This is a genomic window from Actinomycetospora flava (assembly GCF_037400335.1).
GTDB classification, from domain to species: Bacteria; Actinomycetota; Actinomycetes; order Mycobacteriales; family Pseudonocardiaceae; genus Actinomycetospora; species Actinomycetospora flava.
Map to the genome: position 1 here is coordinate 293,050 of NZ_JBBEGM010000006.1, position 20,509 is coordinate 313,558.

Genomic DNA, 20,509 nt, shown 5'->3' on the forward strand with positions numbered 1-20,509 from the left:
CCACGGTCCTGCGGGCCGCTCAGCCCAGCAGGACGGCGCGGGAGGGCGCGTTCTCTCTCACGAAAGTGCTTCGATTTCCGAAGCGTTCTCCCGGAAAAGAAGCCGCCCTGCCCGCCACCGTCACGACCGCTCCCCCGCCAGCTCGGCCAGGATCGGTGTGGCCGTGGTCGCCGCGTGGATGCCGACGACGCTGGCGATCTCGAACATCTCGAGGATCTCCGCGACGGTCGCGCCGTGGCCGAGCGCGTTGCGCAGGTGCAGCTTCAGCCCCGGCACGTAGAGGTGGGTCGCCGAGGCGTCGAACGCGCAGTAGACGAGCTCCTTGACCTTCGGCTCCAGCGTGCCGGTGTGCCAGGGCACCGAGGAGAACGCGACGTAGGCCTCGAACAGGTCCGGGTCGAGCTCGAGGATCTCGTCCCAGAACGCGTGCCAGTAGCCGCGGGTCGCCGTGAACTCGGCCTTGAGCTGCTCCTGGCGCTCGTCGAGCGGCGCCGGCCCGTCGCGCAGGCCCTCCTCGGTGAGCACCTCGACCAGCAGCGGCACTCCGATGTTCGCGGCGTGGATGCCCAGCGTGCTCGTGAGCTCGAGGACCTCCATGATCTCCGCCGGCGTCGCCCCGGCGTCGAGCGCGGCCGCGACGTGCTGGCGCACGCCGGGCGTGTAGAGGTGGGTCGCGGCGGCGTCGACGGCGATGTGGAGCAGCTCGCGGACCTTGGGCGAGAGGGCCCCCGGCGAGCGGCGCCACGGCACCGCCGCGAAGTCGACGTAGGCGCGCACGAACGCCGGGTCGAGCTCGAGCATCCGCTCCCAGGGCTCGCCCCAGGTGCCGCGCACCCGGACGAACTCGTCCTTGATCGCCTGCTGCTCGTCGGTGAGCGTCATGACGGCCCCTTCTCTGTTCTGCCGGGTCGAGCTCCGCTCCGCTTCGTCTCCCGCAGCCAGCGGGCGATCTCGGTGTGGTCGGCGGTCGGTCCCAGCGCGGCGAGGGCCTCGTCCCAGACCGTGACGGTGGCCGCCGCGTGCCGTGTGGGGACGCTGGTGCTCCCGGCGAGGTCGAGGGCGATGTGGATGTCCTTGACCATGAGGCCGATCCCGAACCCGGCGCCGTAGGTGCCGGGCAGGATGTGGTTCGGCCACTTGTTCTCGGTGGAGCCGCTGCGCCCCGACGAGCCGTTGACCACCTCGAGCATCACCGCGGGGTCGAGCCCGAACTCCTCGCCCACGAGCACCGCCTCGGAGCTGGCGAGCAGGTGCGCGGCGGACATGAGGTTGTTCAGCGCCTTGAGCGCGTGCCCGGCGCCGACCGGGCCGACGTGGCGCGGGCGGCCCATCGCCGCGAGCACCGGCTGCAGGTCGGCGACGACGTCGTCCGGCCCGCCGACCATGATCGCGAGGGTGCCGGCGCGTGCCCCGGAGACGCCGCCCGACACCGGGGCGTCGATCAGCACGCGCCCGCTCTCGGCCAGCGATGCCGCGAGCGCCCGCGTCCGCAGCGGCTCGGAGGAGCTCATGTCGACGATCACCCGCGCGGCATCGAGCTCGCCCACGACCGCCTCGACGACGTCCGAGTCCGGCAGGCACAGCAGCACGGCGTCGGCGCCCGTGGCGGTCTCGCCCGCCGAGCCGACCACCGTCGCGCCGGGCACCGCGTCGGCGAACGCCCCCCGCGCGTCCGCCGACGCGTCGTGGGCCCGGACGGTGACGCCCGCGTCCACGAGCCGCGACACCATCGGCATCCCCATGTGCCCGAGACCGACGAAGCCCACGGTGATGATCGGGGTGGTCACAGCCGCCCCTCCTCGGCCAGCACCTTCTCGGCCACCCGGAACGCCTCCAGCCCCGCCGGCGCGCCGCAGTACACGGCCGCCTGCAGCAGGGACTCCTGGATCTCCTCGGTGGTGCACCCGTTCGTCAGCGCGCCGCGCACGTGCACCGCGAGCTCGTGGGAGCGCCCGAGCGCGGTGAGCATCACGAGGTTGAGCAGGCTGCGCGTGCGCCGGTCGAGCCCCGGCCGGTCCCAGACCTCGCCCCAGCAGGCGCGGGTGACCCACTCCTGCATCGGGCGGGAGAACTCCGTGACCTGCGCCATCGACCGCTCGACGTGGGCCTCGCCGACGACCTCCTTGCGGACCGCCAGGCCCCGCTCGAAGCGGGGGTCGTCGCCGTTGGAGCCGCTCACCGCCCGGCCTGCCCGTATTCGTCCTCGGAGACCTCGTCGAGCCAGGTCGTCGTGCCGAGCGAGGTCGCGAGGTGCGTCATGATCGAGCCGGGGCCGGCGCCGTGCCAGTGCCGTTCGCCCGGCGGCACCCACACGACGTCGCCGACCGTCAGCGGCTGGGGCGCCTCGCCGTGCGTGCACACCCACCCCGTGCCGGCGGTGACGACGAGGATCTGGCCGCGCTCATGGTGGTGCCAGAACGTGCGCGCGCCCGGCGTGAAGGTCACCGAGTTGATCGTCGTGCCGTCGGTGGTCGGCAGCACGGGGTCGCCCCACACCGTGCCGGTGAAGGTGGCGCTGCGCGCCTCGGTGACGGCGCCGTCGGCGCGTCCGTGGACGATCTTCACGAGGCCTCCTGGGTGGCGGGCTGCTGGATGCGGACGCCGCCGGCGAGATCACCGAGGGCGTCCACGACACGGTTGGAGATGACGTCGCCGTAGCCGAGGTGCGCGGCCATCCCGAAGGAGGCGACGGGCCCGGCGGCGTTGAGCGACGGGACGCCGAGGCGGGCGAGCAGCTCGGTGTAGAGGGTGACGTCCTTGGTCATCAGGCGGCTGGTCAGCCCGCCCTCGAGGTAGTCGCCCTCGACGATGCGCGGGAAGCGGTTGCTCGACGCGAACGACTGCCCGCTGCCGCCGTTGATCGCCGCGAGCAGGGTGCGCAGGTCCAGCCCGGCGCGCTGCCCGGCCACCATGACCTCGGCGGTCGCGGCGAGCGTGACCGCGTTGAGGAAGTTGTTGAGCAGCTTCGCCGTGTGCCCGGCGCCGACCGGCCCGAGGTGGTGCACGGTCGCGGCCAGCGGCGCGAGCACGGGCCGGATCGCGTCGAGCACCGCGGCGTCGCCGCCCGCCATGATCGTCAACGTGCCCTTCTCGGCGGCCGCCGCACCGCCGGAGATGCCGGCGTCGAGGTAGGTGACCCCCTGCGCGGCGGCCTCGCGCGCCAGCGCGACGGTCGACTCCGGGGAGGCGGTCGAGAGGTCGACGACGGTGGTGCCCGGTGCGGCCGCGGGGAGCAGGTCGCGCACCACCGGCTCGACCACCGTGGAGTCGGGCAGCGAGAGCAGCACGGTGGAGCACCGCTGTGCGACCTCGGCCGGGCTCGCCGCCTTCGTCACGCCCTCCGCGCCGGCGACCGGGTCGTACCCGACGACCTCCCACCCGGCGTCGACGAGCCGGCGCGCCATGCGCCCGCCCATGTTGCCCAGGCCGATCATGCCGACCGGTGTCATCGCTGCTCCTCCACGTCGAGGCGGATCACGAGGTCGTCGATGCCGGTGCCCTCGAGGCGTCCGGGGAAGCGGCGCCCGACGTCGATGTCGTGCCCGGCGACCAGCACGCGGCCGGGCACGTCGGTGAGGTCGCGCAGCGTGTCGAAGCCCGCGTACATGGCCTCGAGGTCGGCGACGACGAAGAACGGCCGGTCCTCGGTGAGCTCGGCGTAGAAGTGCAGCGCGTCGGCCGCGAGCACGACCTCGCCGCCCGGGACGTCGACGCGGCCGATGAGCTGGCCCGGCGTGTGCCCGCCGACTTCGAGCAGCGAGAACCCCTCGCCCACCTCGCACACCCCGGAGAACGTCGTCACCCGGCCCTCGGCGTCCGCGCGGGCGAGGTCGGCGATCTCGTTCTTCTCGGTCGAGTGCGCGAACTGCACCCGCTCGGCGTGCGGACCCGTCCAGAACGCCAGCTCCCGGGCCGTCATGACGATCTCGGCGGACGGGAAGTGCGACAGGTTCCCGATGTGGTCGTAGTGCGCGTGGCTGACCACGAGCCGGTCGACACCCGCGGGGTCGACGCCGAGCGCGCGCAGCGCCTCGACCGGGTCGACGAGCACCTCGCGGCCCCGCCGCCGCCCGACCTCCGGGTCGAAGCCGCAGTCGACGACCGTCGTGCGCCCGTGGCCGCGGACGATCCAGAAGAAGTAGTCCATGCGGAAGGCCTCGTCGGGCTCGCCGTAGACGTGCCAGTTGAGGTAGCTCTCGGCGCGGCTGGTCGTGCGGGTGCCGTAGCGGACGGCGAGCACCTCGTTGGTCATCGCAACTCCTCCAGCACGGGGAGCAGGTACTCGAGGAGCCCCTCGGGGTCCTCGGACATCGGGAAGTGCCCGCGGCCGGTCATGACGACGAGCTCACCGCCGAGCTGCTCGGCGGCACGACGGCTCATCTCGGTCGTCGCGGAGTAGTCGTACTCGCCGCTGAAGACGTGCAGCGGGCACGTCGCGCGGCCGAGGTCGGCGGCGATCGGCGGGAAGTCGATCGAGTAGAACGCGGTGTCGCCCTGGTAGACGCCGGGCCCGTTGCTGGCGTAGCCCCAGAGCGTCCGCGCGCGGGGGCCCTCGGGGCTGGACGGCGCGATGAGCCCGCCGACCCAGCTGGCGAGGAAGCCGGAGTGGTCGACGTCGGCGCGGTGGGTCCACTCGACGAAGCGCCCGGGGCTGCCGAGCCCGCCCTCGAGCGCGCAGACCCCGCGGAACCGCGTTCCGTGCTCGGCGGCGAGGTAGAGCGCGATCGCCCCGCCCATCGAGCAGCCGAGCAGGATCGGGCGGTCGAGTGCCAGGGCGTCGGCGACCGCGAGCACCGTGGACGCGTAGGTCGCCGTGTCGAGGGTGTAGCGGCGGTGCTGCCAGTCGTCGGGCGGGTCGGAGCGTCCGTGCCAGGGCATGTCGAAGGCGATGACCCGGTGGTGGTCGGTGACGCGGGGGTCCTCGAGCAGGCCCCGGAACTGGCGGGAGTCGGCGCCGGCGGTGTGCAGGCACAGCAGCGGCGGTCCCTCGCCCGCGGTCTCGACGAAGATCCGCCGACCGACCCCGTCGACGGAGAGGTGCAGGTAGCGGCCCACGCTCGGCCCGAACCCGGGCGCTGGAGGCGTCGGGTCGGGGCGCGGCTTGCGCTCGGTGGTGCGCAGGGCGTCGAGGAACCGGTCGATCGCGGGGGCCGCGCGGGCCCAGACCTCGCGGCGGCCGGTGATCCGCTCGCTGCCCCGGGTGGCGACGAGCGCCTGCGCCGACGTCGCCCCGCGCGGCGGCGGGTCGGCGCAGAAGTCGGCCCACTCCGCGTCGGACACCGCGAAGCCCACGTCCCAGGTGGCGTTGATCCCGGGCGCGCCCTCGAGACGCAGGGAGCCGTCGACGACGCGGATCAGGTGGCGTTCGGGGCCGATCTCCAGCAGCAGGCTCCAGTCGGGGCCGGGCGGGAGTCCGGCGAGCAGATCGTCGGTCAGCGAGTCCGTGTCGAGCACCGTGCGCGCCTCCTCGTCGAGACCCCGTGTGGTTGACGTGTCGCTGTGGGCGACCCTACGTTCTCGATTGTCTGACAGCCAGACATAAGGAGTGGTCTCGATGACGAGTCACGAGCCGACCGGGTCGGTGACCACCGCCGCCGTGCCGGAGAGCCCCGAGCGCGCGGCCAAGCGGAAGTCGGCGACCCGTGGCGCGTTCTTCGCCGAGTTCGTCGACATGTTCGACATCTACCTGCCGACCGTCGTGCTCACGCCGGCGCTGCTCTACTTCCAGCCCGCACAGCTCGACCCGGGCACGGCGGCGATCTTCACGTCGCTGGTGTTCGTGACGACGCTCGTCGGGCGCCCGATCGGTGCGGCCGTGTTCGGTGCGCTCGCCGACCGGGTCGGGCGCCGCCGCAGCACGATCATCTCGGTGACGGGCTTCGGCGTGATCACGCTGCTCATCGCCCTGGTCCCCGGCTACACGACGCTCGGCATCGCGTCGTACTGGCTGCTCATCGTGCTGCGGTTCCTCGACGGGATCTGCCTCGGCGGCGGCTACACCGGCGCGCTGCCACTGGCGATGGAGTACTCGACGAAGAGCCGCCGCGGACTGCTCGGCGGCATCATCCTGTCGGCGTTCCCGCTGGCGTACATCGCGATCAACCTGGTCGCGCTCGCGTGCTTCGCGCTGTTCCCGCTGGCCGGCCCGGACTCGCCGTACGCGGTGTGGGGCTGGCGCGTCCCGTTCGTGCTCGGCGCGCTGCTGGCCTTCGTCCTCGCGGTCTACTACGTCCGCAGCGTCTCCGAGTCGGAGATCTGGGAGGCCGCCGAGGCCGCGAAGTCCGAGGGCACCTCGCAGGGCGGCGCCGGCCGGCCGCTGCTCGCGGTGCTGCGCAGCCCGACGTTCCTGCAGGTCTTCGCGATGATGACCGGGTTCTGGCTGACCCAGAACCTCGTCACGCTCTTCCTCCCGACGACCGTTCTGCGCAACCTCGTCGGCCTCACCAACACCGAGCTGACCGTGACGCTCCTGCTCGCCTACGTCTGCCTGGTCGGGAGCTACATCGGCGCCGGGGTGCTGGGGCAGCGGTTCGGACGACGGCGGTTCTTCGTGGTCGGCGGGCTGGCGATCGCCACCGTCGGCGTCGCGCTCATGGCCGTGCTGGTCAACGGTCGCGACCTCCCGCTGGGCCTGGTGATCCTCGTCGTCTGCGTGTTCTCGGTGGTCGTGACCGCGCCGTGGGGCGTGGTGCTGCCCTACATCACCGAGCGGTTCCGCACCGACGTGCGCGCGTCCGGCTTCGGGCTCGGGTTCAGCGTGTCGGTCGTGACCCCGTCGTTCTACGCGTTCTACCTCGAGGGCCTCGGCGCGTTCATGCCCTACGCGGTGGCGGTGCTCGTGCTGCTCGCGTTCGGCGGCCTGCTCGGGGCCGCCGGCGCGGCCGCCGGCCCCGAGACGAAGGACGTCGACTTCGAGTGATGGGCTCCGCCCAGGTGAGTGGAATGGGTCGCCCCGGCGACCCATTCCACTCACATGCCGTCAGGCATACGCCCCGGCCTTGATGTCGGCGAGCAGGCCGGGGCCCGTCGGCGTCCAGTCGAAGACCCGCTGGGTGTGCGCGCTCGACGCGGCCATGTCCATCGCGAAGAACATCCCGATGAACCCGAAGTGCTCGACCGCGTCCTCCCGCGCCACCGACGTCACCGGCACGCCGAGCACGTCGCCGATCGCCTGCGCGATCTCCCGGGTCGGGATCGCCTCCTCGCCGACGGCGTGCAGCCGCGTCCCGGCCGGCGCCTGCTCGAGCCCGAGTCGGACGAGGCGCGCAGCGTCGGCGACGTGCACCGCCGACCAGCGCGCCGAGCCGTCGCCGACGTAGGCGGCGACCCCGTGCCGGCGCGCGGCCGCGGTGACCAGCGCGATGAATCCGTGGTCGCCGTGCCCGTGGGTGGTCGGCGCGAACCGGGCGCTGACGACACGCACGCCACGGTCGACGTAGGCGAGCGCGAGGTTCTCCGCCCCGCCGCGCGGCGACTCCGGGCCGATCGCCGGCGACGGGTCCGCCTCGGTGCCCGGGCGTCCCGTGGCGAGCCCGGCGACGCCGGACGCCAGGACGAGCGGGCGCCCGCTGCCGGCGAGCTCCTCGGCGAGCGCCTCGACCGACGCGCGCTCGGCGCGGTTCGACTCGGCCGGGTTGCTCCAGTCGTGCTTGTTCGCGAGGTGGACGACCCCGTCGGCGTCCGCCGCTCCCCGGCGCAGCGCGTCGAGGTCGTCGAGGTCGCCGCGCAGGACCGTCGCGCCCTTCGCCTCGAGCGTCCGGGCGGAGCCGTCGGAACGGGCGAGCCCGACGACCTCGTGTCCGGCGGCGAGCAGCTCGTCGACGGTGGCGGAGCCGATCCAGCCGCTGGCTCCGGTGACGAAAACACGCATCTCGCGTGGCCTCCTCTAGCGTCATGTCAGGTACTGACATGACCGTACGCCTCGATGTCAGCCGCTGTCATCAGTAGTCTGCAAGCATGGTCCGCTGGAAGCCCGGAGCGCGCGAGCGGTTGCAAGCCGCCGCCCTCGAGCGGTTCGCCGCGCAGGGCTTCGACGGCACGACCGTCGCCGAGATCGCCGCCACCGCGGGTCTCACGGAGCGGACGTTCTTCCGGCACTTCGCCGACAAGCGCGAGGTGCTCTTCGCCGGTCAGGACGAGTTCGAGCGTCTGTTCGTCGCCGGGATCGAGGAGGCCGGCGGCGACGACCCGATGGCCGTCGTCGCGGCCGCCCTCGACGGCGCGACCGCGTTCTTCCCCGACGACCGGCGCGCGTGGTCCCGGGCGCGGCAGGAGGTCATCGACGCCGACCCGGGCCTGCAGGAGCGCGAGCTGCTCAAGCTCTCGAAGCTGGCGACCGCGATGACCCAGGCCCTGGCGCAGCGCGGCATCGACCCCACCGCCGCCGCCCTGGCCGCGGAGAGCGGCGTCGCGGTGTTCCGGGTGGGGTTCGCGACGTGGATCGCCGAGGGCGAGGAGCGCCCACTCGCGGGGATCCTGCGCGCGGTGCTGGGCGAGCTGCGGTCCCTCCTCGCCTGACCGTCCGCCAGGGAGCCGCCCGGAGATCAGGGCAGCTCGAGGGGGCTCGAGCACGCCCCTTCGACGACGACATCGGCTCTTTCAGGAGAACGCTTCGGATTTCGAAGCATCATCTGAAGAGAGAACCGGCTCCGTCACACCGCGCGGGTCAGGCCAGTCACTGCAACCAGGTGCCGTGCCCGTCGACCCAGGCCAGCGGCTCGCGCCCGTCGCGGGCCAGCAGGAACGGGACCGGGCCGGGCGGAGGCGCCGGGAGCTCCGAGGGCGGCGGGGCGGGCAGGGTGGCGAGCACGTTCGCCGACTCGTTCGCGAGCCACACCGCGTCGAGCGCGCGGACCGCGTCCGCGAACGCGGCCCGCCGGTCCACGGGCAGGTAGGTCAGCACCGCGGAGTGGAACACCACGAGCGTCGCCCCGGGTGGCGCGCCGGCGGCGACGGCGTGGAGCTCGTCGACGAGGTCCCCGCGCACGATCCGGGGCGGGTCGGCCCGCGCGACCCCGGCCGCGGCGGCCAGGCGCTCGACGCGTTCGGGCTGGCCCGGCCAGACGAGGCACTCCAGCCAGCGCCGGTCGTCGGGGTCGGCGACGTCGAGCGGGTCGAGGTCGATCCCAGCGCGCCAGACCACCGTCGGCACCTGCCGCGGGATCGGTGCCGGGGCGCGGACGTCGCAGGTCAGCAGGGGCGAGCCGTCGATCCGGACCTCGGCGCCCCGGGGCAGCCGGTAGCAATAGCCGTAGCGGTCCGGGAGCAGGCACAGGCCCGCGCTCGCGCCCACCTCGAGCAGCGCGAGCGGACCGTCGAGCGCCGCCAGCGCCGCCAGCGCCGGAAGGAGCGTGGCGCAGCGGGCCGGCTCGTTGGTTTGCGTGCGCCGGGCGAGCATCGTCGCCGCGACCTCGTCGCGACGCCCGAGGACGACCGCGCGGAAGGCGGGGTAGTCGGGCTGGAGGCCGGCGAGGTACCGGACCGTCGCGAGCAGCAGGTTGGGCTGGCGTTTCCCGGGCGGGAGCCCGTCGAGGAACGCGAGGAGCTCGGGGTCGTCGGCGACGCCGGCGGTCTTCCTCGTAAAACGGGCTGCGGCCGCGGGCCTGGGACGCGCCGAACCGGCGGTAGTTCTCCGCGGTCCCGAGCTCGGGCTCGTTGCCGATCACCAGGCGAGCGGCAGCCGGTGCAGGCCGTAGATCAGGGTGCGGTGGCGGAACTCGGGCTCCCCCGCCAACCGGAGGCCCGGGAACCGCTGCAGCAGGGCCGGGAACGCCACGCGCATCTCGATGCGGGCCAGCGGTGCACCCAGGCAGTGGTGGATGCCGTGGCCGAAGGCCAGGTGCGGCGACGGCGGGCGGGTGATGTCGAGCGTCTCGCCGTGCTCGAGCAGCGCTGGATCGCCGTTGGCGGCGGTGAGCGAGGCGATCACGAGGTCGCCGGCCGCGACCGGGTGCCCGCCGAGCGTCGTGTCCTCGGTCGCGGCGCGCGGGAAGCCGCCGTGCACGACCGTCAGGAACCGCAGCAGCTCCTCGACCGCCCCGTCGACAGCGTCCGGGTCGTCGCGGACGCGGGCGAGCTGGTCGGGGTGCTCGAGCAGCGCGAGCGTGCCCAGCGACAGCATGTTCGACGTCGTCTCGTGGCCCGCGACGAGCAGCAGGTTGCCGATCCCGATCAGCTCGTCGTCGGTGATGTCGTCGGAGTGCTCGCGGATGAGCATGCCGAGCAGGTCGTCGCCGGGGGCCTCGCGGTGGCGGGCGACGAGGCTCGACATGTAGGCGCGGGACGCGTCGGCGAGGCGCATCCGCTCGGGCGCGGTGATCGTGCTGTCGAGCGACTTCGCGCTGCGCTCGGTGAACTCGGCGCGGTCGTCGTACGGGACGCCGAGCAGCTCGCAGATCACCATCGACGGCACCGGCAGCGCGAAGTCGTCGACCAACTCGGCCGGCGCCCCGGCCTTCTCCATCGCGTCGAGATGCTCAATGACGATCTCCTCGACTCGTGGGACCAGCCGCTTCATCCGCTTGACCGTGAACTCGCCGGTCAGCATCCGGCGCAGCCGCGTGTGGTCCGGCGGGTCCTGGCCGAGCAGGTTGCCGGCCTGCCGGCGCCGCCACTCGACCTTGTCCCGCCCCGCAGCGACCATCGCCGGCGGCGGCGGCACCGCGTCGAGCCGGAAGCGCTGCGGGTCGCCGTGCAGCTCGCGGGCGTCGGCGTAGCGGCTGACCATCGTCGCCTGGTGCCCGAACGGCGTCGTCACCTGCGCCGTCTCCCCCGACGCGCGCAGGGCCTCGATCTCCGCCAGCAGCGAGAAGCCCTCCCGCTGCGTGGCCACCTCGCCCGTCCAGTGCTCGGCCATGTCCCGATGGTGCTCCGCCTGGTCAGCCCGCGCCCGTCCCCTGACCGAATCCTCCGGATTGCACCCGCACGGCGATCCCGTCGAGGCACGCGGTGTCTCAGCGTGGCGGCCACGCTGACGCTCAACGTCAGGAACTCCGCCCGCTCGGTCAGCGCAGAGGGCGAGCGTGGTCTCGGAGCCCCGCCCACGGGTCGGCCTTCCGAGCCAGCCGGCGCGGGATGGACCGCACGTCGTGCTGGTCGGGGGCGACGCGGGAAAGCTCGTCCCACGCCAGCGGCGTCGCGGTCGGTCCGCCCGGCCGGGCACGTGGCGAGTACGGCATCACCGCCGTCTGCCCGTAGGCGTTGCGGCCGACGTCGAGGAACGTCCGGCCGTGGCGGGCGTCCTTGCGGACCTCGGTGGTCAGGTCGTCGGGATGGTCGGCCGCGACCGCCTCGGCGATCTCGACGGCCGCGGCCCGGACGTCGTCGTGGCCGGCGCCGCCGTCGAGCGGCGCGACGACGTGGTACCCGCGACTGCCCGTGGACTGCAGGAACGCGACCAGCCCCCACCCCTCGACCGCCGCCCGCACCGCGCGGGCGACGTCGCGGATGCCGGCGAGGTCGATGTCGTCGGCGGGGTCGATGTCGACGATCAGACGGTCGGGGTGCTCGAGCGACCCGGCGACCGCGTTCCACCCGTGCAGCGCCACGGTCCCGAACTGCACGAGCCGGACGAGGTCGGCGGCCTCGGCGACCTCCGGGTGGTGGACGACGTCGTCGCCGCCCTTCTTGTGCTCGCGCCGCGGGGTGTCGACGGTGTGCAGGCCCTTCGGCGCCCGCTGCCCGGCGTCCTGCTGCACGAACCCGCCGGCGTCGAGCCCGTCGGGGAAGCGCTGCAGCGTGAGCGGACGACCCTCGAGGTGCGGGAGCACGGTCGCGGCGATCGCCTCCCAGTAGTGCGCGAGGTCGGCCTTGGTGACGTCCTCGCCGCCCTCGCGCGCGGGCAGGAGCACCTTGTCGGGGTGCGTGACCTCGACGCCCTCGACCGTCTCGCCGCTCATGCCCTCGCGTTTGCCTCTCCCGGCCGCGCGACAAACCCTGCCCGCGTGGATCGCACGCGGCTCTCGAAGCGGATGTCCCGCGCCCTGCGCCACGACCCGGCACGCGTGGGGCTGGTCCTCGACGGGGCGGGGTGGACGCCGGTGGAGGCGCTGTGCGCGGCGCTCGAGGTGTCGGTGGCCGACGTCGAGGACGTCGTGCGCCACGGGTCGAAGCAACGTTTCGAGCTCGCCGACGGACGGATCCGTGCGCGGTACGGGCACTCCCTGCCCGGACACATCACGATGCCGGCCGGCGACCCGCCGCCGGTGCTGTTCCACGGGACGGCCGCGGGCACGGTCGAGGCGATCCTGCGCGACGGGCTGCACCCGGGCGGGCGGCAGTACGTGCACCTCTCGCCGTCGGAGGCGACGGCCCGCGCGGTCGGCGCGCGGCACGGGCGCCCGGTGGTGCTGGTCGTGGACGCGCGGGCGGCGGCCGCCGACGGCGCCGTGTTCCGCGTGGGCAACGACGACACCTGGCTCACCGACGACCTCGACCCGCGCTACCTCCGCCGCGCGTGAGGACGTACCAGCGATGCGGCATCGCTGGCGTCCGACGCCAGGCGCGCCACATCCTCGCGGAAGCGACACGCCGCACTCAGCGCAACGACACCACGAGGTCGGCGAGCGCCCGCGGCCGGACGTCGACCGCGCCCAGGTCCTCGACTCGATGCCACCCGGCGGCCAGGTGCGGTTCCTGACTGACCGGGTCCTCGACGTCGAGGATGACCGCGAAGACGTGGTTGATCTCGTGGTGCTGCTCCCAGGTGTTCGACAGCTCCCCCAGCCGCTCCCCGACCGTCGCGCCGGCGGCGAGCTCCTCGCGCAGCTCCCGCACCAGCGCGACCTCCGGCGTCTCGCCCGCCTCGACGTGCCCGCCGGGGAAGAACCAGTAGCCGGCGGCGAGCTCCTGCATCAGCAGCACGGCACCCTCGCGGACCACGATCGCCCGAGCGATGACCTCCACGCCCCGATCATCGCCGACCGAGGGTCACGAAAAGGTCACGCCGTCACCGAACGACACCACGGCGTCGCAGCGCGTCCCTAGCGTCCGCGGACATGACCGAGCGCGGACGGGCGTGGGCCATGGGGCTGGGGATGCTCCTGCTGATGCCGCTCGTGGCCCTCCTGCTGTCGGTCGCGTCGCCGCGCCTCGGCGACACCGTCACCTGGGCGAGCGCGTTCGGGCTGGTCGGCGCGGTGCTGATGGCGCTGATCGTCGTGCTCGTCTCGCGGGTGCGGGGGCTGACGCGGCTGCTGGGCGTCGAGCTCGGCAACCGTCTGCACCGTCGCCTCGGTGTCGCGGCGGCCGGCTTCACGATCGCCCACGTCATCGCAGCCGTCGCCCACTCCCCGCGCGGCCTCGCGCTGCTCGACCCCTTCGCCGTCGGCTGGCCGCTCAGGACCGGGATCGCGGCGACCGCGCTCCTGCTGGTCGGGGCCGTGGTGCTGCCGCTGAAGCGCGTCCGCCGGTACGGGCAGGTCGCCCGCGTCCACGCGGTGCTCGGCGTCGGCGTGCTCCTGCTGACCGGCGCGCACGTGTGGCTGTTCGGCAGCCTGGCTGTGAACCCGCTGATCGGTGTCCCGGCGGCCGCGCTCGGCGTCGTGACGCTCGTGATCCTGCTGCGGCGCTGGGTCGTTCGTCCCGCGCTCGGGCGCGGCGCGTACCTGGTCTCGGCGATCCGTCCCGAGACCGGCGACACCTCGACGGTCGTGCTCGCCCCCGCCGGGCCGCCGCTCGACCCGGCGCCCGAGCCCGGCCAGTTCGTGTGGGTGCGGCTGCGCCGCGTGCCGGTCGCCGAGGAGCACCCCTTCACCATCGCCGCCTCGACGCGCTCGGGCGTCCTCGAGCTGACGGTCCGCGACCAGGGCCCGTTCAGCGGCGGCCTGCTCGACCTCGAACCGGGACGCGGGGTGTGGGTCGACGGCCCGCACGGCGCGTTCGTGCCCGCGGACGCCTCGGGGGGCCTGGTGCTCATCGCCGGCGGGGTCGGCGTCACCCCGATCATGAGCATCCTGCGCGCCCACGCCGCGGCCGCCGACCCCCGCGCGCACGCCCTGCTGCTCGCCGAACGGGAGGGCGAGGCGCTGTTCGCCGCGGAGATCCTCGCGCTGTCCCGGCGCCTCGACCTCTCCGTCCTGCGCACCGGCGGGCGGCGGCTCGACGCGCGGATGCTCCAGGCGGTGCTCCCGGACGGCAGCCCGCCCAGCCATCAGTACTTCGTCTGCGGGCCCCCGCCGCTGGTCGGCGCGGCGATCCACGGGCTCGGCAGCCTCGGCGTCCCCTCGGGCGCCATCATCACCGAACGTTTCGGCTGATCAGCCCGGCAGGTGTCCGAGCTGCCCGAGGATCACCATGTTGTCCCACGTGACCCACAGCTCGGCGAGCTTGCCGTCCTCCACGCGGAAGATGCCGCCGAAGTCGAACGACACCTTCTTCCCGGACGCCGGGAACGGCCCGAGCGGTCCCTCCTGGGTGCCCTCGTAGGTGGTCCAGATGCCGGCGCGATCGCCCTCGACCACCACCTGCACGAAGGTCTGGACGTTGTCGGGGAACGACGCCGTGTTCTGGCGCAGGAACTCCTTGAAGTCCTCGCGGCTCCGGACGTCGAAGTCGGGCGTCGCCTGGCAGTGCCGGACGAAGTCGTCGGCGACGATGTCGTCGAGCAGTGCGAGCTCGCGTGAGTTCATCGCGTCCTCGAGGCGCTTGATGAGGTCACGGATCTGAGCGGCATCGGCCATGGCTGTGGTCCCCCCTCGGACGGTCCGACATATCGGACGCGCTGGTCAGCCCGTCACAGGGTGGGGCCGCGCTCGCGCCCGGTCGATCGGCCATCAGGTCGCAGGGCTTGCACCGGCGAACTGCAGCCGGTGGGCACTGCGCCGGCGAGCCGGCCGGTGGACGACGATGAGGGCGTGCGGCACTGGCGGCGGATGCTCGGCGGCCTCGCCGCGCTCCTCGTCCTCACCGCCGCCTGCACCAAGCCCACGCCGCCGGCTCCCCCGACCGGCGACCTCCGCCTCATGACCTGGAACGTCCAGACCGGCGGCCACGACCCCGACGAGTGGGCGCCGGTCGTCGCGGGCCTGCGCCCCGACGTCCTCGCGCTCCAGGAGGTCTGCACCCGCGACGCCGACGAGCTCGTCGACCTCCTGCGCCGTGACCACGGGCTCGAGTACCGGGTGGTGCAGGGCCCGATCCGCCCGCCGTCGTCCGCCGAGGCGAACGCCCCGGTGAACTCCGCGCTCGGCCCCGCCTGCGACACCGGCCCGGACGACGTCCTCTACGGCGTCGCGATCCTCTCGCGGCTGCCGGTGGGCCCGCCGCGGATCGTCACCTTCCCGCCCGACGCGCGCGACGAGCAGCGCGGCTACCTGTCGGTCGACGTCACGACACCGTCCGGGCCGGTGGCGGTCTACAACGCGCACATCGGCCTTGCCGGCGTGCAGTCCGAGCAGCTCCGACGTCTCGCCGAGGGCGCCGCCCGCCCCGGCACGGCGGTCCTGCTCGGCGACCTCAACGTCGGCCCCGCCGAGCCCGAGCTGGCGCCGCTGCGACAGGGGTTCGCCGAGGTGGACCCGGCCGGGCGGTACGCGACCACGGACCGCGGGAAGATCGACTACATCTTCCTGCGCGGGCTCGCCCCGGTCGGCCCGCTACAGGTCCCGGAAGTCACGGCGTCCGACCACCGCCCGCTCGTCGCCGACGTCCGCGCTCCGTGAGGGTCAGGACGGCAGCGCGCCGATCGACCGCAGGAAGCCGAGGGTGTCCCAGTTGACCCACTCCTCGACGAAACGGCCGTCCTCGATCCGGCTGAGCAGCTGCCCCTCGAACATCACGGTGCGACCGGTCGGCGCCGTGTTCTCGATCTCGCCGGCGTGGGTGCCGCGCAGCGACCAGAACGTCTCGACCAGGTCGCCCTCGGCGAGCTGCCTCTCCACGCGGAGGTCGAAGTCCGCGAGCACCCCGCGGTAGGCCTGCACGCGGGTCTTGAAGCTCCCGGGGCCGGAGCCCTGGTCGCCGTTGTAGGGGTCGTGGTTGACGTAGTCCGGGGCGAACATCTCCTCGAGCGCGTCCCACTTGTCGCCGTTCCACATCTCGTCGAACTGCCGCTGCACGAGCTCCTTGTTCTGCTGGGTCGACACCTCGCCGCTCCTCGCTTCGGGGGCGCATCCGTCCGCGCCCGGAGAGCCAGGCTGGACCCCTCGCCACGCAGCGTCAGTTCGTAGTTCCCGCACCATGGACCCCATGCCGGATCGGTTCGTCGTCCAGCGTCACCACGCCTCGACGCTGCACTTCGACGTCCGGCTGGAGATCGACGGCGTGCTCGTGTCGTGGGCGGTGCCCAAGGGCCCGTCCACCGACCCGGCGCAGCGCCGCCTCGCCAAGCGCGTCGACGACCATGCCCTCGACCACATCGACGTCGAGGGCCGCCTCGGCTCCGGCACCGTGATCGTCTGGGACACCGGGACCTACGACCTGCGCACCGAGGGCACCGCGGCCGATGCGCTGGCGAACGGCCACCTCACCGTCGTCCTCCACGGCGAGAAGCTCAGCGGCGGCTACGCCTTCATCCGCACGCGCGGCGACGACTGGCTCCTGATCAAGACCCGGAACGAGGACACCGGCCCCTCCACACCGGACGACCGCTCCGTGCTCACCGGGCGCACGAACGACGACTACGCCTGAGCCGGCACCGCCGCGGCCAGCACCTCCGACAACGGCGTCGCCGGACGGCCGAGCACCCGAGCCAGCGTCGGGTCGACGGGAGCGAAGGAGCCGCGACGGCTCGCCGCGAACATCGTCACCAGCATGCGGGCGGCCACCTCCGGGACGCCGTGGCCCGCGAGGTCGGCCACGTACTCGTCGTCGGAGACGACGACGCGGCGGATCGTCCGCCCGGCCGCCTCGGACGCGAGGGCGGCCACGTCCTCCATGGTCAGCGCCTCCGGCCCGGTGAGCGGCGGGGTGGTCCCGTCGAACCGGTCGGTCGTGAGGGCGAGGGCCGCGACGTCGGCGAGGTCGCCGTGGGTGGTCCACGCGACCGGCCCGTCGTCGGGGACGCGCAGCTCCCCGGTGTGCCACGCCGCGCCGAGCAGCATCGGCACCGTCGAGGCGTAGAAGCCGTTGCGCAGCGACGTCCAGGCCGCGCCGGAGCTGCGCAGCATGTCCTCGGTGGCGGCGTGGTCGGGCATCGGGGCCATCGGCGAGGTCGGGTCGGCGCCCATGTGGCTCGTGTAGAGCACGCGTCGGGCGCCGGCGGCGACGGCGGCCTCGATGGCCGTGCGGTGCTGGCGCAGCGCCTCCTCCCCCAGCACGTTCGCTGACACGACCAGCACCTGCGACGCGCCCTCGAACGCCTCGGCGAGGCTCGCGGGGTCGGTGTAGTCGCCGCGACGGACCCGCACGCCGCGCTCGGCGAGGTCCCGGACCTTCTCCGGGTCGCGCACGCTCGCGCCGATCTCCGCGGCGGGCACGCGCTCGAGGAGCCGCTCGAGGACGGCGCGGCCGAGCTGTCCGCTCGCTCCGGTGACAACGATCATGACTTCTCCGTTTCCAGTGATAACAGCTGTGCGCTAGCACTGTTGTTATCACTGGAAGCAGACGAGCGCTACCGTTGTGAGCATGGAGACGGAGGACGGCCCCCGCGGTCGCATCGTCGCCGCCGCCCTGCGCCTGCTCGAGCAGGACGGTCCCGACGCGGTGTCGACGCGCGCGGTGAGCGCCGCGGCCGGCGTCCAGGCCCCGACGATCTACCGGCTCTTCGGCGACAAGCAGGGCCTGCTCGACGCCGTCGCTGCGCAGGGCTTCGCCTCGTACCTCGCGAGCAAGACGGCGACGCAGCCGAGCGACGACCCGGTGCAGGACCTTCGGGATGGCTGGGACCTGCACGTCGGCCTCGGGCTCGCCCACCCCGCGCTCTACCGGCTGATGTACGCGAGCTCGGCGCCCGGGTCACCGGCGGCGACCGCCGCCGTCGAGGTCCTCGGCAAGCACATCCGGCGGATCGCCGAGTCCGGGCGCCTGCGCGTGCCCGAGGAGCGCGCCGTCGGACTCGTGCGCGCGGTCGGCGAGGGCACGACGCTGACGCTGATCAGCACCCCCGAGGACCAGCGCGACCCCCACCTCGCCGAGTCGGCGCGCGAGGCCGTCATCGCGGCGATCACGACGGACGCGCCGGCCCTACCGGACCCGGGCCCCGTGCCCGCGGCCGCGGCACTCCGGGCGGCGCTCCCCGACGTCGACGCCCTCAGCCCGGCCGAGCTCGGCGTCCTGCGCGAGTGGCTCGACCGCATCACCGCCGCCGGTCGTTGACGCTCACGGGAGCACGAGGTCCGCGAAGTAGTAGCTCCCCGTGTCCACGTCCGCGGGGTTCGGCAGTCGCTCGATCGGCATCGCGGGCTTCCGCCCTCCAACACCGCCCCGCGGGAGGAGCTCGCGGTGCAGTGCGACGACCTTCCACGGGCGTCGCATCGGCCACGCTCGGGGGTTGTCGAACCCGAACATCGGCATCCTCATGGGTTCCACGGAGACGTAGCCCTCGATGTAGACCGGACTGCCCGCCGGCGGGTAGCTCCTCGCCGAGCCGCCCAGCAGGAAGCCTTGCCCACAGGTATCGACGCGCAGCTGCCCGTCCTCGGGGCCGGGACCCGATTCCTTTCGGAGGAGTCCACGGGTCACTGAGAAGCTGTTGTCATCGGTGATCAGGTACTCCATGCCGTCGTCGGGGACCTCCACCACGTTCCAGTCCTCGATCGACACTGCGAGCTCGCACACGTCCCCGGTCGCCATCGCCGGGACCAACCCCTTCTCGATCAGCTGGAGAGCGAACACCTGCGCCCGCACCCTGCCGAGCAGAGCGGTCTCCTCCAACTCCTCCGCCGTCGACATCTCCATCGCCTCCTTCTGCCACGAGTCGTCACACGGCTTTGACTCGCTCGGGAGACGAGCGGTTCCATCGAGTTCCGGTGCGGTTTGCCGGGGACGCTGGTGCCATGACCGTCGACTACGGCCCCCACGGTTCGAGCCTGCGCGATCTCCCGCGCCTGCGGCGCACCCGCCGCCGGCGGTCGTCGAGCTGGGACCGCACGGGCGGCAACGACGACCGCGAGACCCTGCGCCCCGGCGAGACGGCGACGCTGCTCGACGTCACCGGCGCCGGCGTCGTCACCCACCTCTGGGTCACCGTGGCCGCCCCGCCGTCGCTGCGCCGACCGCTGGCGAAGGCCGACGACCTGCTCCGCCGCCTGACGTTGAAGGCCTGGTGGGACGGCGAGGAGCACCCGAGCGTCGCGGTCCCGCTCGGCGACTTCTTCGGCGTCGGACACGGGAAGACGACCAACTTCGTCTCGCTGCCCCTGCAGATGAGCCCGGAGGACGGCAAGGCGTTCAACTGCTGGTTCGCGATGCCGTTCGGGTCCGGGGCGCGGATGGAGATCACGAGCGAGGTCGACGACGCCGACGTGCTCGTCTACTTCTACGTCGACTACGAGGAGCTCGACGAGGTCGGCGACGACGTCGGCCGCTTCCACGCCCAGTGGCGCCGGCAGCTCACCCAGGGCGTCCGACCCGGCCCCTCGAACGCCGCCTACCAGTTCCACGGCACGAACCTGACAGGAACTGACAACTACACGATCCTCGAGGCCGAGGGCCACGGGCACTACGTCGGCTGCGTGCTGAACATCCAGAACCGGCGCCGCACCCGCCGCTGGAACTGGTACGGCGAGGGCGACGACATGATCTTCATCGACGGCGACGTGTGGCCGCCGACCCTGCACGGCACGGGCACCGAGGACTACGTCAACACCGCCTGGTGCCCGACGCAGACCTACTCGGCGCCGTACCACGGGGTCACGCTCGCCGGGGGGAAGAACTGGCGCGGCCCGGTGAGCCTGTACCGGTTCCACATCGAGGACCCGGTCGTCTTCCAGCGCTCGATCCGCGTGAGCATCGAGCACGGGCACGCGAACCGCCGCAGCGACGACTGGTCGTCCGTCGCCTACTGGTACCAGGCCGAGCCGCACAGGACCTTCGACCTGGCGCCGGTGGAGGAACGCCTCCCCCATCCGTAGGTGAGGGGACGCACCCGGCGACCGACGTCACCCGCCATAGGTCGAGGGTCACACCCCTCCGAGCTGGCAGGGTCGGGCATCCTCCTCGCACCATCGAGAGCCCGACCCACGGAGGTATGCGATGGATGACCAGGAACGCTACGACCGCTTCCTCTCCGCCCTCGGCTTCCGCGCCAACCTGGACGGTGTCGCGTCCGAGGCGCGCGGATCCGTCGACCTGATCGACCTCGACGGCGAGCCCGTCGACCCCGCCGTCCGCCTGCACGTCTGCCCGCAGCGCCTCGCGAAGCACGTCTGCGACGACGAGGGCCTCGCCCCCGGCGACCGCCCGTCGCTCGACGACGACCCGGACGCCCTCGACGACGCCGAGGCCGCCTCGCTGCAGTCGCTGCTCGCGCAGATCGAGGAGGCGATCCTCGTCCGCGAGCCCGGCCACGACCACCTCGTGCTCGTCGACGGCGGCGTGCGCGCGGTGTCGGCCGACCAGGTGCCGGCCTGAC

At 73.3% G+C, this 20,509-nt stretch carries 24 protein-coding genes and 1 pseudogene; 9 read left to right on the plus strand and 16 right to left on the minus strand.

The annotated features are described in order from the left end of the window. Window positions 1-120: 120 nt before the first annotated feature. The 7 genes from WCD58_RS16625 to WCD58_RS16655 are packed head-to-tail and all read right to left on the minus strand — an operon-like array spanning window position 121 to window position 5,454. Window positions 121-882, minus strand: a complete 762-nt coding sequence (locus WCD58_RS16625) for a carboxymuconolactone decarboxylase family protein (RefSeq protein ID WP_337704168.1) — start codon at window positions 880-882, stop codon at window positions 121-123. Beyond that, window positions 879-1,787, minus strand: a complete 909-nt coding sequence (locus WCD58_RS16630) for an NAD(P)-dependent oxidoreductase (RefSeq protein WP_337704169.1) — start codon at window positions 1,785-1,787, stop codon at window positions 879-881. The genes WCD58_RS16625 and WCD58_RS16630 overlap by 4 nt, the downstream gene beginning before the upstream one ends. Further along, window positions 1,784-2,179 (minus strand): carboxymuconolactone decarboxylase family protein, encoded by a 396-nt coding sequence (locus WCD58_RS16635; RefSeq protein WP_337704170.1) that lies wholly within the window; start codon window positions 2,177-2,179, stop codon window positions 1,784-1,786. The genes WCD58_RS16630 and WCD58_RS16635 overlap by 4 nt, the downstream gene beginning before the upstream one ends. Then, window positions 2,176-2,565: a cupin domain-containing protein gene (locus WCD58_RS16640; RefSeq protein ID WP_337704171.1), complete on the minus strand. Its 390-nt coding sequence runs from the start codon at window positions 2,563-2,565 to the stop codon at window positions 2,176-2,178. The genes WCD58_RS16635 and WCD58_RS16640 overlap by 4 nt, the downstream gene beginning before the upstream one ends. Then, window positions 2,562-3,449, minus strand: coding sequence for an NAD(P)-dependent oxidoreductase (locus tag WCD58_RS16645; RefSeq protein ID WP_337704172.1), 888 nt, complete (start codon window positions 3,447-3,449; stop codon window positions 2,562-2,564). Before WCD58_RS16645 ends, WCD58_RS16640 begins: the two co-directional genes overlap by 4 nt. Beyond that, entirely contained in the window at window positions 3,446-4,252 is an 807-nt protein-coding gene (locus WCD58_RS16650) for an N-acyl homoserine lactonase family protein (RefSeq protein WP_337704173.1), read from the minus strand. Before WCD58_RS16650 ends, WCD58_RS16645 begins: the two co-directional genes overlap by 4 nt. Continuing rightward, window positions 4,249-5,454 (minus strand): alpha/beta fold hydrolase, encoded by a 1,206-nt coding sequence (locus WCD58_RS16655; protein WP_337704174.1) that lies wholly within the window; start codon window positions 5,452-5,454, stop codon window positions 4,249-4,251. Before WCD58_RS16655 ends, WCD58_RS16650 begins: the two co-directional genes overlap by 4 nt. A 100-nt stretch (window positions 5,455-5,554) precedes the next feature. On the opposite strand from WCD58_RS16655, the gene WCD58_RS16660 reads away from it, so the two are divergent. Then, window positions 5,555-6,919, plus strand: coding sequence for an MFS transporter (locus tag WCD58_RS16660; protein WP_337704175.1), 1,365 nt, complete (start codon window positions 5,555-5,557; stop codon window positions 6,917-6,919). A gap of 60 nt (window positions 6,920-6,979) precedes the next feature. Here the strand turns inward: WCD58_RS16660 and WCD58_RS16665 are convergent, their stop codons facing one another. Then, entirely contained in the window at window positions 6,980-7,870 is an 891-nt protein-coding gene (locus WCD58_RS16665; protein WP_337704176.1) for an SDR family oxidoreductase, read from the minus strand. Window positions 7,871-7,956: 86 nt separating this feature from the next. Here WCD58_RS16665 and WCD58_RS16670 point away from each other — a divergent pair, with 86 nt between their 5' ends. Then, window positions 7,957-8,517, plus strand: a complete 561-nt coding sequence (locus tag WCD58_RS16670; protein WP_337704177.1) for a TetR family transcriptional regulator — start codon at window positions 7,957-7,959, stop codon at window positions 8,515-8,517. A gap of 157 nt (window positions 8,518-8,674) precedes the next feature. Here WCD58_RS16670 and WCD58_RS16675 read toward each other — a convergent pair. The 3 genes and pseudogenes from WCD58_RS16675 to ligD all read right to left on the minus strand — a co-directional run. Then, window positions 8,675-9,553, minus strand: a pseudogene (locus tag WCD58_RS16675) (DUF2332 family protein); the annotation flags it as partial. Between the two features lie 108 nt (window positions 9,554-9,661). Further along, a complete protein-coding gene (locus WCD58_RS16680) occupies window positions 9,662-10,855 on the minus strand; it encodes a cytochrome P450 (protein ID WP_337704178.1) in 1,194 nt (397 codons plus the stop codon). A gap of 148 nt (window positions 10,856-11,003) precedes the next feature. Continuing rightward, complete coding sequence (ligD, locus tag WCD58_RS16685; RefSeq protein WP_337704179.1) at window positions 11,004-11,897, minus strand: non-homologous end-joining DNA ligase; 894 nt, start codon at window positions 11,895-11,897, stop codon at window positions 11,004-11,006. 45 nt (window positions 11,898-11,942) lie between these two features. Between ligD and WCD58_RS16690 the strand changes: the two genes are divergently transcribed. Beyond that, window positions 11,943-12,458, plus strand: coding sequence for an RNA 2'-phosphotransferase (locus tag WCD58_RS16690; protein WP_337704180.1), 516 nt, complete (start codon window positions 11,943-11,945; stop codon window positions 12,456-12,458). A 76-nt stretch (window positions 12,459-12,534) separates the two neighbouring features. Here WCD58_RS16690 and WCD58_RS16695 read toward each other — a convergent pair whose 3' ends face one another. Next, window positions 12,535-12,903, minus strand: a complete 369-nt coding sequence (locus WCD58_RS16695; protein ID WP_337704181.1) for an NUDIX domain-containing protein — start codon at window positions 12,901-12,903, stop codon at window positions 12,535-12,537. A gap of 92 nt (window positions 12,904-12,995) precedes the next feature. On the opposite strand from WCD58_RS16695, the gene WCD58_RS16700 reads away from it, so the two are divergent. Then, window positions 12,996-14,255, plus strand: coding sequence for a ferric reductase-like transmembrane domain-containing protein (locus WCD58_RS16700; RefSeq protein ID WP_337704182.1), 1,260 nt, complete (start codon window positions 12,996-12,998; stop codon window positions 14,253-14,255). Here the strand turns inward: WCD58_RS16700 and WCD58_RS16705 are convergent, their stop codons facing one another. After that, the gene (locus tag WCD58_RS16705; protein ID WP_337704183.1) at window positions 14,256-14,678 is read right to left on the minus strand and encodes an ester cyclase; all 423 of its coding nucleotides are present in this window, start codon (window positions 14,676-14,678) and stop codon (window positions 14,256-14,258) included. It lies immediately after the preceding gene. 156 nt (window positions 14,679-14,834) lie between these two features. Here WCD58_RS16705 and WCD58_RS16710 point away from each other — a divergent pair, with 156 nt between their 5' ends. Beyond that, entirely contained in the window at window positions 14,835-15,659 is an 825-nt protein-coding gene (locus WCD58_RS16710; RefSeq protein ID WP_337704184.1) for an endonuclease/exonuclease/phosphatase family protein, read from the plus strand. A gap of 3 nt (window positions 15,660-15,662) precedes the next feature. Here WCD58_RS16710 and WCD58_RS16715 read toward each other — a convergent pair whose 3' ends face one another. After that, a complete protein-coding gene (locus tag WCD58_RS16715; RefSeq protein ID WP_337704185.1) occupies window positions 15,663-16,082 on the minus strand; it encodes an ester cyclase in 420 nt (139 codons plus the stop codon). A gap of 103 nt (window positions 16,083-16,185) precedes the next feature. Between WCD58_RS16715 and WCD58_RS16720 the strand changes: the two genes are divergently transcribed. After that, window positions 16,186-16,626: a DNA polymerase ligase N-terminal domain-containing protein gene (locus WCD58_RS16720; RefSeq protein WP_337704186.1), complete on the plus strand. Its 441-nt coding sequence runs from the start codon at window positions 16,186-16,188 to the stop codon at window positions 16,624-16,626. Here the strand turns inward: WCD58_RS16720 and WCD58_RS16725 are convergent. Then, on the minus strand, window positions 16,617-17,480 hold the full coding sequence (locus WCD58_RS16725; RefSeq protein ID WP_337704187.1) for an SDR family oxidoreductase: 864 nt from the start codon (window positions 17,478-17,480) through the stop codon (window positions 16,617-16,619). The two genes, WCD58_RS16720 and WCD58_RS16725, sit on opposite strands and share 10 nt — an antisense overlap. Before the next feature lie 82 nt (window positions 17,481-17,562). On the opposite strand from WCD58_RS16725, the gene WCD58_RS16730 reads away from it, so the two are divergent. After that, entirely contained in the window at window positions 17,563-18,252 is a 690-nt protein-coding gene (locus tag WCD58_RS16730; RefSeq protein ID WP_337704188.1) for a TetR/AcrR family transcriptional regulator, read from the plus strand. Between the two features lie 3 nt (window positions 18,253-18,255). Here WCD58_RS16730 and WCD58_RS16735 read toward each other — a convergent pair whose 3' ends face one another. Next, window positions 18,256-18,834, minus strand: a complete 579-nt coding sequence (locus WCD58_RS16735) for a hypothetical protein (RefSeq protein ID WP_337704189.1) — start codon at window positions 18,832-18,834, stop codon at window positions 18,256-18,258. Between the two features lie 98 nt (window positions 18,835-18,932). Here WCD58_RS16735 and WCD58_RS16740 point away from each other — a divergent pair, with 98 nt between their 5' ends. Together WCD58_RS16740 and WCD58_RS16745 are read left to right on the plus strand one after the other, a co-directional pair. Beyond that, entirely contained in the window at window positions 18,933-20,009 is a 1,077-nt protein-coding gene (locus WCD58_RS16740; protein WP_337704190.1) for a glycoside hydrolase family 172 protein, read from the plus strand. A 121-nt stretch (window positions 20,010-20,130) separates the two neighbouring features. After that, window positions 20,131-20,508, plus strand: coding sequence for a hypothetical protein (locus WCD58_RS16745; RefSeq protein WP_337704191.1), 378 nt, complete (start codon window positions 20,131-20,133; stop codon window positions 20,506-20,508). Window position 20,509: the final 1 nt, after the last annotated feature.

What these genes read in the sequence shown, in the direction of transcription:
- WCD58_RS16625 (WP_337704168.1), bottom strand. Translation starts at nt 882, where the DNA reads ATGACGCTCACCGACGAGCAGCAGGCGATCAAGGACGAGTTCGTCCGG.
- WCD58_RS16645 (WP_337704172.1), bottom strand. Translation starts at nt 3,449, where the DNA reads ATGACACCGGTCGGCATGATCGGCCTGGGCAACATGGGCGGGCGCATG.
- WCD58_RS16650 (WP_337704173.1), bottom strand. Translation starts at nt 4,252, where the DNA reads ATGACCAACGAGGTGCTCGCCGTCCGCTACGGCACCCGCACGACCAGC.
- WCD58_RS16660 (WP_337704175.1), top strand. Translation starts at nt 5,555, where the DNA reads ATGACGAGTCACGAGCCGACCGGGTCGGTGACCACCGCCGCCGTGCCG.
- WCD58_RS16665 (WP_337704176.1), bottom strand. Translation starts at nt 7,870, where the DNA reads ATGCGTGTTTTCGTCACCGGAGCCAGCGGCTGGATCGGCTCCGCCACC.
- WCD58_RS16670 (WP_337704177.1), top strand. Translation starts at nt 7,957, where the DNA reads ATGGTCCGCTGGAAGCCCGGAGCGCGCGAGCGGTTGCAAGCCGCCGCC.
- WCD58_RS16680 (WP_337704178.1), bottom strand. Translation starts at nt 10,855, where the DNA reads ATGGCCGAGCACTGGACGGGCGAGGTGGCCACGCAGCGGGAGGGCTTC.
- ligD (WP_337704179.1), bottom strand. Translation starts at nt 11,897, where the DNA reads ATGAGCGGCGAGACGGTCGAGGGCGTCGAGGTCACGCACCCCGACAAG.
- WCD58_RS16700 (WP_337704182.1), top strand. Translation starts at nt 12,996, where the DNA reads ATGACCGAGCGCGGACGGGCGTGGGCCATGGGGCTGGGGATGCTCCTG.
- WCD58_RS16705 (WP_337704183.1), bottom strand. Translation starts at nt 14,678, where the DNA reads ATGGCCGATGCCGCTCAGATCCGTGACCTCATCAAGCGCCTCGAGGAC.
- WCD58_RS16720 (WP_337704186.1), top strand. Translation starts at nt 16,186, where the DNA reads ATGCCGGATCGGTTCGTCGTCCAGCGTCACCACGCCTCGACGCTGCAC.
- WCD58_RS16725 (WP_337704187.1), bottom strand. Translation starts at nt 17,480, where the DNA reads ATGATCGTTGTCACCGGAGCGAGCGGACAGCTCGGCCGCGCCGTCCTC.
- WCD58_RS16730 (WP_337704188.1), top strand. Translation starts at nt 17,563, where the DNA reads ATGGAGACGGAGGACGGCCCCCGCGGTCGCATCGTCGCCGCCGCCCTG.
- WCD58_RS16735 (WP_337704189.1), bottom strand. Translation starts at nt 18,834, where the DNA reads ATGGAGATGTCGACGGCGGAGGAGTTGGAGGAGACCGCTCTGCTCGGC.
- WCD58_RS16740 (WP_337704190.1), top strand. Translation starts at nt 18,933, where the DNA reads ATGACCGTCGACTACGGCCCCCACGGTTCGAGCCTGCGCGATCTCCCG.
- WCD58_RS16745 (WP_337704191.1), top strand. Translation starts at nt 20,131, where the DNA reads ATGGATGACCAGGAACGCTACGACCGCTTCCTCTCCGCCCTCGGCTTC.